Raw genomic sequence first — 11,624 nt, 5'->3', positions numbered from 1 at the left:
CGGCTATTCCTTTGTGAACGTGATCTGGCGCACGCGGACATGGCGCAACGCCTCGACCATGAATGCCGTCATCAGGCCAAAGTGCAACAACCCGTTCGCCGCCGCCAGCCCGCCCAGGATGCGCCAGTCCTGCGGCAGCAGCACGTCGCCATAGCCAAGCGTGGTGAACGTCACCAAGGCGAAATACATCGCCTCTTCGAAGGTGGCAAAGACGCCCAGCAGGTGGAACGCCCCCGCCCACAGCCAGACCGACGCCGTCACCATCGCCAGAACCGCCAGACTAGTCGCGACGATCACCAGGGCCAGCTTTGGCCGATGGGGCGCGCGGGCCAGCCAGCGGGCGTTGCGAGAGAACGCCGCCTCCAGCGCCCAGATGGCCAGGGCGGCCATCAGCACGCTGATCACCATCAGCACCGATCCGAACGCGATCTGTCCCAGCATGGTCCCTCCTGCGACAGACCTTGCCCGGCTCGCGCCCGTCGTGCAACGCATGCCTTTACAGACGCACCTGTCGCGCCTATCTGACCAGCCATGGCCAAGGATGACGACAGCAAGAACTACAAGGTGATCGCCGAGCATCGCCGTGCCCGGTACGATTACGCCATCGAGAGCGATCTCGAGGTGGGCATCATGCTGACCGGGTCCGAGGTCAAATCCCTGCGCGTGGGTCAGTCCAACATCGCCGAAAGTTATGCCTCGGTCGAGGGTGGAGAGCTGTGGCTGATCAACAGCTATGTCGCGGCCCTGTCGCGGGCCGGTGTTTTCGGCCACGAGGAACGCCGCCGACGCAAGCTGTTAGTGAAATCGCGCGAACTGGCCCGCCTGTGGCAGTCCACCGCGCGCGAGGGGATGACGCTGGTTCCGCTGGTGATGTATTTCAACCACCGTGGCATCGTGAAGCTGAAGATCGCCGTCGCCAAGGGCAAGAAGAACCACGACAAGCGTGAGACCAGCGCCGCCCGCGACTGGAATCGCCAGAAGGCGCGCCTGCTGAAGCAGGGATAGGCCATTGCAGCCTTGGCCCCCGGCCTGTAGATCGGGGCGGCACAAGCCAAGGGGGACGGCGATGGACGATCCAAAGACACTGGTCTCGACCGACTGGCTGGCGGCGCATCTGTCCGACCCCGATCTGCGCATCATCGACGCAAGCTGGCACATGCCCGCATCCGGGCGCGACGCGCGTGCCGAATACGACGCGGCCCACATTCCCGCCGCGCGGTTCTTTGACATCGAGGCGATTGCGGACAAGCGGTCGACCCTGCCGCACATGGCCCCCCCGCCCGAGATGTTCATCAGCCGCCTGCGCGCGATGGGCATCGGCGATGGGCATCAGGTGGTCATCTATGACAGTTCCGACGTGCGCAGCGCATTCCGCGTCTGGTGGACGTTCCGGCTGATGGGCAAGACCGATGTGGCCGTGCTGGATGGCGGCCTTGCGAAATGGCGCGTCGAGGGGCGGCCGACCGAGGACATGCCCCCCGTCATGCGCGACCGTCACATCACCGTGCAACGTCAGGCAGGGCTGGTGCGCGACGTGACGCAGGTGGCCGCGGCCAGCAAGCTGGGTGACCCGCAGATCGTGGACGCCCGCGGTCCTGACCGCTTTCGCGGCGAAGTGCCCGAACCCCGCGCGGGCCTGCGCGCAGGTCATATCCCCGGATCGCGCAACCTGCCCTTTGGCCAGCTGTTCCATGCCGACGGTACGATGATCGACCCGGATGCGATCCGCGCGGCCTTTGCCGATGCCGGCATCGACCTGTCGCGCCCGGTCATCACCACCTGCGGCAGCGGCGTGACGGCGGCGGTGCTGTCATTCGCGCTGGAACGCGCGGGCCACCGTGACCATTCGCTTTACGACGGCAGCTGGACCGAATGGGGCAGCTTTGCCGACCTGAACATCGCAACCGGAGACGCCTGATGCTGACCGACCTGAAAGCCCAAAGCCCCGACAAGATCCTGATGCTGATCGAGGAGTACAAGGCCGATACCCGACAGGGCAAGATCGACCTGGGTGTGGGCGTCTACAAGGACCCGCAGGGCGTCACCCCGATCATGCGCGCGGTCAAGGCCGCCGAACAGCGCATCTGGGAGACCCAGACCACCAAGGCCTATACGGGTCTGGCGGGAGAGGCCGATTACCGCAACGCGCTGGCCACGATGGTGCTGGGCGAACTGCCTGCCGACCGTCTGGCCTCGGTTGCGTCGGTCGGTGGGACGGGTGCCATCCGCCAGGCGCTGGAACTGGCACGGCTGGCCAATCCGGGGGTGCGGGTGTTCGTGTCGAACCCGACCTGGCCGAACCATTTGTCGATCATGACCTTCATGGGCCTGCCCTATACCGAATACCGGTATTTCGACGGGGAAACCCGGGGCGTGGATTTCGACGGGATGAAGGCGGACATCGCGCAGGCGGGCCGTGGCGACATCGTGCTGCTGCACGGCTGCTGCCACAATCCGACCGGGGCGAACCTGACCATCGACCAGTGGGCCGAGGTCGTGGCGATCCTGGAGAAATCGGGTGCGATCCCGCTGGTCGATCTGGCCTATCAGGGGTTCGGCGACGGCCTGGACGCGGATGCCGAGGCGACGCGCCTGGTCGCCCGCAGCCTGCCCGAGGTGCTGATCGCGGCGTCCTGCTCCAAGAATTTCGGCATCTATCGCGAACGGACCGGCATCCTGATCGCGCTGGCCGACAGCACGGCGGCGCGTGATCTGGCACAGGGGTCGATGGCCTATCTGAATCGCCAGAACTTCTCTTTTCCGCCGGACCATGGCGCGCGCATCGTCAGCACGATCCTGATGGACGACGCCCTGCGCACCGATTGGGCGGCAGAGCTGGAGGAGGTCCGCAACACGATGCTGGGCCTGCGCGACCAACTGGCGGCCGAACTGCGCGAGCTGTCGGGCAGCGACCGGTTCGACTTCATCCGCCACCACCGCGGCATGTTCTCGCGCCTTGGCGCGACGCCGGAACAGGTCGCCCGGCTGAAGACAGATGCGGCCATCTATATGGTGGGCGATTCGCGTCTGAACATCGCAGGGCTGAACCGCGACACGGTTCCGGTGCTGGCCCGCGCGATCATCGACGCAGGCATCTGACCCGATAGGGCTGGCGCGTCAGCGGCGCGCCAGTGCCTGTTCAATATAATCGCGCAGTTCCTCGGCCTCGGTCCGGCTGTCGCGCAACCCCTCCATCGCGGCGCGCAATTCGGTTTGCGCACCCACAAGACGGGTGGTCAGTGCGGATTCGCGTTCGGCCAGCGTGGCGATGGCCGCGTCACGCTGTTCCTCGACCTCGTGCAGCTGCTGGGCCATGCGGTCCAGTTCGGACATGTCGGAACGGACCGGGCGGGCGACGCGGTGGACAAGCCAACTGGCGATCCAGCCCAGCACGAAAGCCCCGAACAGGATCAGGGCGGTCACGGTGATGAATTCGGATCTGTTCATTCTGTGGTCGCTTCGTCTTGCGCGCCGGCCTGCTGCGCGACGCTGTTGGGGCGCGGTCCGGGGCGGGGGGTGTCGTCATCGGGCGTCAGCACGGGCACCCTAAGGTTTTCCTCGCGCTCGTCCAGCGTCTGGAACTGTTCGGCAACCCCCACGGTCATCGGGACCATGCCGGATGTGTCGCGGCTGTGGGGCAATTGCGGGCCCTGCATCTGCGCTGCCCGGTCCGGCAACTGTGGTCCCTGCACGGGCGGCAGCTGGGGGCCCTGCTGCGCCACGTCCGTGGCGGGTGGCGGAACAACCGCGGCACCGGTGACGCCTGCGATGGTCACGGGCGCCGCTATGCTGTCGGCGTCCAGCGGGTGCGGCGACAGCAGGCGGAATTCGATCCGGCGGTTGATCTCGCGGCCTGCCTCGGTCTGGTTGGTGGCGACGGGGCGGCTTTCGCCATAACCGCGGGCGGACATGTTCGCCACGCTGATCCCGGCATCAGCCATCGCGGATACGATCGCCTGTGCCCGCGACCGCGACAGTTCGGCGTTGAACCCCTCCGAGCCCTGGGAATCGGTATGGCCACCGGCCTCGATCTGGAAATCGCCGCAATCGGCCATGGCGCGGACGAACCGCTCCATCGTCGGGCCCGGATCGCCCGCAATGGACGATCGGCTGGGTTCGAACCCGATCTCGCTCTCGGACATGATGATGTTCAGGCGCGCGACGCATTCCTCGCCGTCGGGCAGGCCCAGGGCCTCGTCCATGCGGCGATCATAGCTGATCGACAGACGATACCGCGCACCCGCCCCAAGACGGTCGGACAGCATGGCGGCGGCCCGGTCGCTGGCCTGCGGGTCGCCTGACACGCCTGTCAGTTCGATCATGTCGGGGGTCACGCGCACCTGACCCGCCTGCAGCGCGCCCATCGCCTCCAGCCCCGCGATCACGCGGACGGTCCAGCCTCCGGGAACCGAAGGGTCGGTCCGCAGACCGCTTTGCGCCACGTCGAACCGGGACCGGGCAAAGCTGTCGACGGCCTGCTGCATCTGCGCATCGGCAATGCGCCCGCGCATTGACAGGCTGCCCGACGGGGGCAGTGTCGCCTGAAATTCGATGGGGGCGGCCTGAACCTGGGCCTGCTCGTGCTGAGCCTGCAGACGGTAGGTGGCCGGCAACGCCTGCTCCAGCTGCCCGACCGCCTGATCGAACCGTTCGCGCGTCACGGTGGCGGGCACCACCAGCGCCACATCCGCATCCGACAGCGTCACCTGGCCCTGACCCAGCTGGCCTACGGCCGCGATGGCGGCGGCAGCGGCCTCGGCCCAATCGCCGGAGGGGGCGCCAAGGCCCAGGGTGCAGGTCGGCACCGTCCGGGCCCCCGCACTTTGCGCCGCCTGCACGATCAGGTCGCGGCCGGCATCGTCGCTTGCCACGCAGGCGTCAAAGCGGCCGCCATCGTCGTCCATCACGAACCGCAACGTGAACGGTGCGATCACTGGGCGCGGTGCGGTGATCTGCAGGTCCAGCACCACCTGCGGCGGCGCGGCCTGGCGCAGCGCCTGTTCCAGCCGTCCCTGATCCTGGCGGTCGGTGGCCAGCGCGGCGATGTGAACCCTGCCCGGCGCAATGGAGATCTTGGCCTGCGTGGTCATTTGCACGGCCTTCAGCCCGAACCCAAGCGCGTCTGTCCATCCATCGGGCACGGGGTGGTCCGCCGCCTCCAGCAGGTCCGTCACCGGCTGCCCCGCAGGGCGCAGGTCGCGCAGGATCGCATCGCGGTCCGTGGCCGCGGGGACCAGTCCGATCAGCGACAGGCCCTGGTCGCCCTTTAGCAGTTCAACCTTGAAATCGGGGGGCGTCATCGCCTCGACCGATGCGACGGTCATCCTGTCCTGGATCCGCTTGGCGTCGATGGCCGTCCCTGCGTCGGTCATTGCACGGAACCGCTCGACCTCGGACGGGGCGGTGCCGGTCAGGCTGACACGCAGCCCGTCAGTCGATACTTGCGCCCAGTCATGGCCCGCAATCCGCAGCGCCTGCGTCACGTCGCGGGCCGCGCGGTCCTCGATGAATGTCGTGGCGGCTTCGGCACCGATCCAGGACAACCCGCCCGCGCCCGCCAGAACGATGATGGTGGCCACAGATGTCGAAAGGCGGCGGCGTCGGGCCATATGGGAAACCTTGTGCTGTTGAAAGCGTGCAACGTCTAGCGACGGTGCCCGTGCGGCGCAATCATGCCAGCCCCGCAATGGCAAGAAACAGCGCAAGAATCAGCCCCGCATCGCGGTTGGACCGAAACAGGCGCAGACAAACAGCGCCCTGGTCGGGCTGGAAATTCCGCAGCTGCCACAGCAGGTGCAACCCCAGGGCCAGCACACCGGCCCAGCCTATCAACAGATTGCGACCCGTCAACGCAACGGCCACTGCCAGCACCGCCACCGCCACCAGCGCAAAGCCCGCCAGGATCGCGGGGCTGCGGTCGCCGAACAGCCGCGCGGTCGATTTGACCCCGATCAGCGCATCGTCATCGGCATCCTGATGGGCATAGATCGTGTCGTAAAAGATCGTCCACGCAATCGCGCCCAGCCACGCGACCACCGGCGCCGGGTCGACCCGACCCATATGGGCGGCATAGGCCAGCATCACCCCCCAGTTGAAGGCAAAGCCCAGAAACAGCTGCGGCCACCATGTGAACCGCTTGGCAAAGGGATAGATCGCGACCAGCGCAAGCGATGCGACCCCCATCCACACCGCCGCCCGACCAAGCGTCAGCAGAATCACCAGCCCCACCAGTCCCTGCACAGCCAGCCACAGATAGGCCCCGCGCAGGCTGATCTGCCCCGAGGGCAGCGGCCGCGACCGGGTCCGCGCAACCTGGGCGTCGATGTCGCGGTCGGTGATGTCATTCCATGTGCAGCCCGCGCCTCGCATGACAAACGCACCGATGGCACAGGCCAGCGCAATCCACAGGTCGAACAGGCGCGGCGCATCCGCCATCATTGCCAGCCCGATCCCCCACCAGCACGGCAGCAGCAGCAGCCATGTCCCGATCGGCCGGTCCGCCCGGCTGAGCCGCAGCCAGGGACGCGTGCGCGCAGGCGCAAAGCGGTCCACCCAGTTGTCGGGGGGCGCGTCAACGACGGCGTCTGGCCTTTCTGTCCGGCTTTGCATAGCGTTGCGTCCATCATGGCTAAGATCAGACTGTTCATAGATCACCCATTGGTTGCAGGACAACCCGTTCCCGTGGATGCGGCGCAGGCGCATTACCTGTCGGGCGTCATGCGCCTGCGCCAGGGCGATGCCGTTTCCGTGTTCAACGGTCACGACGGCGAATGGCGGGCGTCCCTGCTGGACACCGGCAAGCGCGGCGGCAACCTGTCGATCATCGCGCAGACGGCGCCCCAGCAGGACCCACCCGACCTGTGGTTGATGTTCGCACCGATCAAAAAGGCCCGCACCGACTTCATCGTCGAAAAGGCGGCCGAGATGGGCTGTGCCCGCATCCTGCCCGTGCAGACCGACCACACCAATTCCGACCGTATCCGGCAGGACCGCCTTCAGGCACATGCCATCGAGGCCGCAGAACAGTGCGGCGGCACCTTTGTGCCCCCCGTCGCCGATCTTGCGCCCTTGTCGGGCATGCTGGACGGCTGGGACCCTGCGCGGCGCATCTTGTGGGCGGACGAATCCCGCGCGGGCCCGGCCGAGATGCTGGCAGGCCTGCCGCAGGGGCCATGGGCCATCCTGATCGGCCCGGAGGGTGGGTTTTCCGCAACCGAACGAGCGCATCTGGCCCGGCTGCCATTCGTGACGCCGGTCAGTCTGGGTCCGCGGATCCTGCGTGCCGATACGGCGGCGGTCGCGGCGCTGGCGCTGTGGCAGGCGGCGTTGGGCGATTGGCGCTAACGACTGGCCGTTCGTGGCTTTTTTACGACAAAAACTGCCCGCTCTGTTGCGAAATTCGCATAGCGGGGTTGCCGGTTTCGCGGCTACTCTTTGCTGGCTGCTGAAACTATCTCCTGTGTATCCGAAACGTGCCCGCTGATCGGGCAATATGAAAACAGGTGAACTGATGTCGACGATCGAAACGAACCGCAGCGTGGCTGTCGGAGGCGTGGGCAACGTCGTGGCGCAAATTGTGTCGCTGTTCGCGTCCTGGCGTGAAACCCGCATGACGCGTCGCGAACTGGGCCGTCTGTCGGACCGCGAGCTGGACGATATCGGTCTGTGCCGTGGCGACATCGAGCGGGTTGCGCGCGGCTTCTAAGGCTTGCTGCCACCACTGACGAACGAACCCCCGAAAGCGGAATGCTCGCGGGGGTTTTTTCATGTCCGATGGTTGGCGGGGTTCAGCCGCGGACCATCACCAGCGTGGTCCAGTCGCCCGCGTCATCGCGCCGGTCGGGGGAAAAGCCCGCGGCCTGATAGGCGGCCGTGACGTCATCCGCCTGCGTCGTCAGGATGCCCGACATCACGATGCGCCCGTCTTTGGCGACGTGGCGTGCCATGTCGGGGGCCAGATCGATCAGCGGCTGTTTGAGGATATTGGCAACGATCAGGTCATAGGGCGCGGCCTGTTCCAGCATCGGATGGTCAAAGCCTGCGGCCTCCACGCATTCCACGCGACCGTCCAGACCGTTGGCGATGACGTTGGCGGCGGCGGTGTCCACCGCGACCGGGTCGATATCGCTGGCCAGCACCGTGACATGCCACAGGCGCGCGGCAGCCATGGCCAGCACGGCGGTGCCACAGCCGATATCCGCGATGCGGGTCGCATTGAACCCGTCCGTGGCCAGACGGTCCAACGCCTCGAGGCAGCCCTTGGTCGTGTTGTGGTGACCGGTGCCAAAGGCCATTGCGGCCTCGATCCACAGCGCCTCGACACCGTCTGGGATCTGGTCGACATCATGGCTGCCATGGACAAAGAACCTGCCCGCGCGGACGGGGGTCAGTTCGCGTTTCACATGGGCCACCCAATCGACCTCGGGCAGTTCCGACACGGCAAAGGGCTGCGCGCCATAGGCGGCGGCCAGGATCGCCAGCGCGATCTCGTCGGGGGCTTCGGTGAAATAGGCGCCCACCTCCCACCGTTCGCTGCCGTCCTCGATCTCGAAGATTCCGGTGCCGACCGGTTCGGGCGTCAGGTCCTCGCAGGCGAGGGCCAAGTCTTCGGCGGCTTCGCGGCCGGGCAGGTGGGTCAGCGCGGTATAGGTGGGCATCAGATCGGATCCGGGTTGGGAATGCTGGCCTGTACGCCGGTGCCCTTCAGCCCGCAATAACCGTCGGGGTTCTTTTCCAGATATTGCTGATGTGCCTCGTGCGCGGGCCAGAACGGACCGGCGGGGATTATCCGGGTGGTGATCTTGTCCATGCCCTGTACCGCCAGGCGGTTGTCGTAATCGACCTTGGACGCCTCGGCCGCCGATTCCTGCAGGTCGGTAAAGGTCATGATCAGGCTGCGGTACTGGTTGCCGATGTCGTTGCCCTGACGATCGCCCTGCGTCGGATCGTGGTTTTCCCAGAACAGCTGCAGCAGATGGTCATAGCTGATCAGAGAGCTGTCATAGATCACCCGCACGACCTCGGCATGGCCAGTATCGCCGCGCTTGACCTGGTCATAGGTGGGGTTCTGGACGTCGCCGCCGGCAAAGCCGACCTCGGTCAGCCAGATGCCGTTCTGTTTCCAGAACAGGCGTTCCACCCCCCAGTAACAGCCCATGCCAAAGATTGCCTGGTCATAGCCTGCGGGCGGGGTGGCCCCCAGGGGGCGGTGAAAGATGGCGTGATCGGACATCGGGGCCTCGTTGGTGAATGATGGGGCAAACGCATGGGAACGTGCCGGGGTTCAACCGCGCGGATGCGCAGCGCGATAGACGGCCATCAGCTGCGCGTCGTCCACCCCGGTATAGACCTGGGTGGTCGACAGGCTGGCATGGCCCAACAGTTCCTGAATGGTGCGCAGATCGCCGCCCGCGGACAGCAGATGCGTGGCAAAACTGTGGCGCAACGCATGCGGCGTGGCGCTGGCCGGCAGGCCCAGGGCCGCGCGCGCCTGGCGCATCGTGCCCTCGACCGCGCTGGCGGTCAGGCGTCCGCCGCGTATGCCGCGAAACAGCGGCATGTCGGTCCGGTGACCCCAGGGGCACAGGTTCAGATAGTCGGCTATCGCGTCCCGGGCCACCGGCAGCACCGGCACCTGACGTTCCCGCCCGCCCTTGCCGCGGATGATCAGCCCGTCGGGAAAGGGCCAGTCTTCCCCGTCCAGCGCCAGCGCCTCGGAAATGCGCAGCCCCGATCCCCACAGCAGGGTCAGCACCGCCAGATCGCGCGCGCCCACCCAGGGCGTTGCGTGATCCGCCACGCGGTCCAGCGTGTCTTGGGCCTGTACGGTGGTCAGGGGACGCGGCAGGCTGCGGCTGTATTTCGGGCTGCGCGTCGACAGGGCTGCGGACAGGTCCAACTCCTCGCGGTCGGAAATCCAGCGCAGGAAGGACCGCACCCCCGACATGCGCCGCGCCAATGACCGTGCGCCCAGGCCCCGCCCGCGTTCGGATGCCGCAAAGGCGCGCATGTCGGCCTGACGCAAACGGGCCAGCGCCGCGGGGGGCACCGGTTCGCCCCAATAGGCGGCGATGAACTGCAGGAACGCCACCAGATCAGAGCGATAGGCGACCACCGTGTGGTCGGACCGGTCGCGGGTTGCGGCCTCGGTCTCCAGCCAACGGTGCAGGGCGTCGGCCGTGGCCGGGGCCATCATTGCGGCAACCGCGCCAACAGGGCCATGCGGAACACCTGGCCAAAGAACCGCAGCAGGTCGGTCCCATGCGCGGGCATGAACCGCGTCGGATCGCTGCTGCCCATCAGCAACACCGCACGCGGCCGCCCGGGGCCCAGGTCCAGCGGCAACAGCGCCTCGGATGCGATGGTGCGACCGTGCAGGGGGCGGGTCACCACCAGCGCCGCGCGCAGCACGATGTCGTCGCCACGCGGCGCGCGTCGGCCGGCGGTCACGATGCGATCGATGGTGCCGTGCGGGACGACCACCACGTCGCGCGGCAGGGCAGGGTCTTCCTCGACCACCATGCGCAGGGTCTCGATGCGCAGCAGGGGCGCGATGTCGGTCTGCAGCGCGGCGGTGAAATCGGCCAGATCGGCCGTTTCCAACAGGCCCAGCACGGCACGGTGGATCACCGCCATGCCGGACTGGTTGTCATAGGCGGCGGCGATCACGCTTTCATGCGTTGATTCCAGCCGGTCCAGCCGGGTCTCCAACGCCTCCATCGCGCGGCCGCGGATGTCGATGACGTTGGTCCCGGCCTCGGCCTCGCGCGCGGCGACCAGCGCCCGCATCAGGTCGCGGTCGGCCAGAATCGCTCCCGGATCGGCCAGCAGCCGGTCGCGGGTTTCAGGGTCCAGCGCGTCGGTCATGCAGCCCTCCGGGAACAGTACGGATCAGAGGATCTTCTGACCGGTCTGTGCCCAGTCCGCATTGAACTGTGCCAGGCCCTTGTCGGTCAGGATGTGGTTCGCCATCGACTTGATGACCGATGGCGGCGCGGTGATCACGTCGGCGCCGATCTTGGCCGCGTCCACGATGTGGTTCACCGTGCGGATGGACGCCGCCAGAATCTCGGTCTCATAGCCATAGTTGTCATAGATCTCGCGGATGTCGGCGATCAGGTCCATGCCGTCCAGATGAATGTCGTCCAGCCGTCCGATGAACGGGCTGATGAAGGTCGCGCCCGCCTTGGCCGCCAGAATCGCCTGCGCGGCGCTGAAGCACAGCGTGACGTTCAGCTTGTGGCCCTCGTCCGACAGCACGCGGCAGGCCTTCAGGCCGTCCCAGGTCAGCGGCACCTTGATGCAGACGTTCGGTGCGATCTTGGCCAGGTGGCGGCCCTCGGCGATCATGTCGTCGGCCTTTTCGGCGACCACTTCGGCGCTGACCGGGCCTTCGACCATGGCACAGATCTCGGCGGTGACCTCGGCGATGGCGCGGCCTGATTTCAGGATCAGCGAGGGGTTGGTGGTGACGCCATCGACCATTCCAAGGTCGTCCAGTTCCTTGATCGCGGCGATATCAGCGGTGTCGACAAAGAATTTCATGGCCCGTCTCCTCAGGGTGCGTTCGTCTGGGTGATACTGCAGATGGGGGCGCGCGGAAAGGGGCACAACCCATCCGGGGG

General features: G+C 66.8%; 14 protein-coding genes. 5 read left to right on the top strand and 9 right to left on the bottom strand.

The features are described 5' to 3' along the window. Window positions 1-3: 3 nt before the first annotated feature. Complete coding sequence (locus ACJJVR_RS07125) at window positions 4-441, bottom strand: ion channel (RefSeq protein WP_405403354.1); 438 nt, start codon at window positions 439-441, stop codon at window positions 4-6. A gap of 90 nt (window positions 442-531) precedes the next feature. Here ACJJVR_RS07125 and smpB point away from each other — a divergent pair, with 90 nt between their 5' ends. From smpB to ACJJVR_RS07110, 3 genes are all read left to right on the top strand, one after another. Then, on the top strand, window positions 532-1,005 hold the full coding sequence (gene smpB / locus ACJJVR_RS07120; protein ID WP_405403352.1) for an SsrA-binding protein SmpB: 474 nt from the start codon (window positions 532-534) through the stop codon (window positions 1,003-1,005). Window positions 1,006-1,066: 61 nt separating this feature from the next. Next, window positions 1,067-1,918: a 3-mercaptopyruvate sulfurtransferase gene (gene sseA, locus ACJJVR_RS07115; protein WP_405403350.1), complete on the top strand. Its 852-nt coding sequence runs from the start codon at window positions 1,067-1,069 to the stop codon at window positions 1,916-1,918. Then, the gene (locus ACJJVR_RS07110) at window positions 1,918-3,099 is read left to right on the top strand and encodes an aromatic amino acid transaminase (RefSeq protein ID WP_405403348.1); all 1,182 of its coding nucleotides are present in this window, start codon (window positions 1,918-1,920) and stop codon (window positions 3,097-3,099) included. Before sseA ends, ACJJVR_RS07110 begins: the two co-directional genes overlap by 1 nt. An 18-nt stretch (window positions 3,100-3,117) precedes the next feature. Here ACJJVR_RS07110 and ACJJVR_RS07105 read toward each other — a convergent pair whose 3' ends face one another. The 3 genes from ACJJVR_RS07105 to ubiA form a co-directional block, all read right to left on the bottom strand. Beyond that, window positions 3,118-3,447: a hypothetical protein gene (locus ACJJVR_RS07105; RefSeq protein ID WP_405403346.1), complete on the bottom strand. Its 330-nt coding sequence runs from the start codon at window positions 3,445-3,447 to the stop codon at window positions 3,118-3,120. Continuing rightward, complete coding sequence (locus tag ACJJVR_RS07100) at window positions 3,444-5,609, bottom strand: OmpA family protein (protein ID WP_405403344.1); 2,166 nt, start codon at window positions 5,607-5,609, stop codon at window positions 3,444-3,446. Before ACJJVR_RS07100 ends, ACJJVR_RS07105 begins: the two co-directional genes overlap by 4 nt. A gap of 61 nt (window positions 5,610-5,670) precedes the next feature. After that, window positions 5,671-6,609, bottom strand: a complete 939-nt coding sequence (gene ubiA, locus ACJJVR_RS07095) for a 4-hydroxybenzoate octaprenyltransferase (RefSeq protein WP_405403342.1) — start codon at window positions 6,607-6,609, stop codon at window positions 5,671-5,673. A 15-nt stretch (window positions 6,610-6,624) separates the two neighbouring features. Here ubiA and ACJJVR_RS07090 point away from each other — a divergent pair, with 15 nt between their 5' ends. Continuing rightward, the gene (locus ACJJVR_RS07090; RefSeq protein WP_405403340.1) at window positions 6,625-7,344 is read left to right on the top strand and encodes a 16S rRNA (uracil(1498)-N(3))-methyltransferase; all 720 of its coding nucleotides are present in this window, start codon (window positions 6,625-6,627) and stop codon (window positions 7,342-7,344) included. A gap of 166 nt (window positions 7,345-7,510) precedes the next feature. After that, on the top strand, window positions 7,511-7,705 hold the full coding sequence (locus ACJJVR_RS07085) for a DUF1127 domain-containing protein (protein ID WP_405403338.1): 195 nt from the start codon (window positions 7,511-7,513) through the stop codon (window positions 7,703-7,705). Between the two features lie 82 nt (window positions 7,706-7,787). Here ACJJVR_RS07085 and ACJJVR_RS07080 read toward each other — a convergent pair whose 3' ends face one another. From ACJJVR_RS07080 to fsa, 5 genes are read right to left on the bottom strand one after another with little or no spacing between them, the layout of a single operon-like run. Beyond that, window positions 7,788-8,657, bottom strand: a complete 870-nt coding sequence (locus ACJJVR_RS07080) for a 50S ribosomal protein L11 methyltransferase (protein WP_405403336.1) — start codon at window positions 8,655-8,657, stop codon at window positions 7,788-7,790. Beyond that, window positions 8,657-9,232 (bottom strand): peptide-methionine (S)-S-oxide reductase MsrA, encoded by a 576-nt coding sequence (msrA, locus tag ACJJVR_RS07075; protein ID WP_405403334.1) that lies wholly within the window; start codon window positions 9,230-9,232, stop codon window positions 8,657-8,659. The genes ACJJVR_RS07080 and msrA overlap by 1 nt, the downstream gene beginning before the upstream one ends. 51 nt (window positions 9,233-9,283) lie before the next feature. Next, window positions 9,284-10,195, bottom strand: a complete 912-nt coding sequence (locus ACJJVR_RS07070; RefSeq protein ID WP_405403332.1) for a tyrosine recombinase XerC — start codon at window positions 10,193-10,195, stop codon at window positions 9,284-9,286. Further along, window positions 10,192-10,866, bottom strand: a complete 675-nt coding sequence (locus tag ACJJVR_RS07065) for a DUF484 family protein (RefSeq protein WP_405403330.1) — start codon at window positions 10,864-10,866, stop codon at window positions 10,192-10,194. Before ACJJVR_RS07065 ends, ACJJVR_RS07070 begins: the two co-directional genes overlap by 4 nt. Before the next feature lie 24 nt (window positions 10,867-10,890). Next, window positions 10,891-11,544 (bottom strand): fructose-6-phosphate aldolase, encoded by a 654-nt coding sequence (fsa, locus tag ACJJVR_RS07060; RefSeq protein WP_405403328.1) that lies wholly within the window; start codon window positions 11,542-11,544, stop codon window positions 10,891-10,893. Window positions 11,545-11,624 lie beyond the last annotated feature (80 nt).

It is taken from the genome of Paracoccus sp. Ld10, from assembly GCF_045064235.1.
Classification (GTDB): domain Bacteria; phylum Pseudomonadota; class Alphaproteobacteria; order Rhodobacterales; family Rhodobacteraceae; genus Paracoccus.
The sequence above is the reverse complement of the archived record's forward strand: the minus strand, read 5'-3'. Positions and strand labels throughout refer to the sequence as shown.

Excerpts from the sequence above, each read along its gene's own strand:
- ACJJVR_RS07125 (WP_405403354.1), bottom strand. The coding sequence starts at position 441 with ATGCTGGGACAGATCGCGTTCGGATCGGTGCTGATGGTGATCAGCGTG.
- smpB (WP_405403352.1), top strand. The coding sequence starts at position 532 with ATGGCCAAGGATGACGACAGCAAGAACTACAAGGTGATCGCCGAGCAT.
- sseA (WP_405403350.1), top strand. The coding sequence starts at position 1,067 with ATGGACGATCCAAAGACACTGGTCTCGACCGACTGGCTGGCGGCGCAT.
- ACJJVR_RS07110 (WP_405403348.1), top strand. The coding sequence starts at position 1,918 with ATGCTGACCGACCTGAAAGCCCAAAGCCCCGACAAGATCCTGATGCTG.
- ACJJVR_RS07105 (WP_405403346.1), bottom strand. The coding sequence starts at position 3,447 with ATGAACAGATCCGAATTCATCACCGTGACCGCCCTGATCCTGTTCGGG.
- ACJJVR_RS07100 (WP_405403344.1), bottom strand. The coding sequence starts at position 5,609 with ATGGCCCGACGCCGCCGCCTTTCGACATCTGTGGCCACCATCATCGTT.
- ubiA (WP_405403342.1), bottom strand. The coding sequence starts at position 6,609 with ATGCAAAGCCGGACAGAAAGGCCAGACGCCGTCGTTGACGCGCCCCCC.
- ACJJVR_RS07090 (WP_405403340.1), top strand. The coding sequence starts at position 6,625 with ATGGCTAAGATCAGACTGTTCATAGATCACCCATTGGTTGCAGGACAA.
- ACJJVR_RS07085 (WP_405403338.1), top strand. The coding sequence starts at position 7,511 with ATGTCGACGATCGAAACGAACCGCAGCGTGGCTGTCGGAGGCGTGGGC.
- ACJJVR_RS07080 (WP_405403336.1), bottom strand. The coding sequence starts at position 8,657 with ATGCCCACCTATACCGCGCTGACCCACCTGCCCGGCCGCGAAGCCGCC.
- msrA (WP_405403334.1), bottom strand. The coding sequence starts at position 9,232 with ATGTCCGATCACGCCATCTTTCACCGCCCCCTGGGGGCCACCCCGCCC.
- ACJJVR_RS07070 (WP_405403332.1), bottom strand. The coding sequence starts at position 10,195 with ATGATGGCCCCGGCCACGGCCGACGCCCTGCACCGTTGGCTGGAGACC.
- ACJJVR_RS07065 (WP_405403330.1), bottom strand. The coding sequence starts at position 10,866 with ATGACCGACGCGCTGGACCCTGAAACCCGCGACCGGCTGCTGGCCGAT.
- fsa (WP_405403328.1), bottom strand. The coding sequence starts at position 11,544 with ATGAAATTCTTTGTCGACACCGCTGATATCGCCGCGATCAAGGAACTG.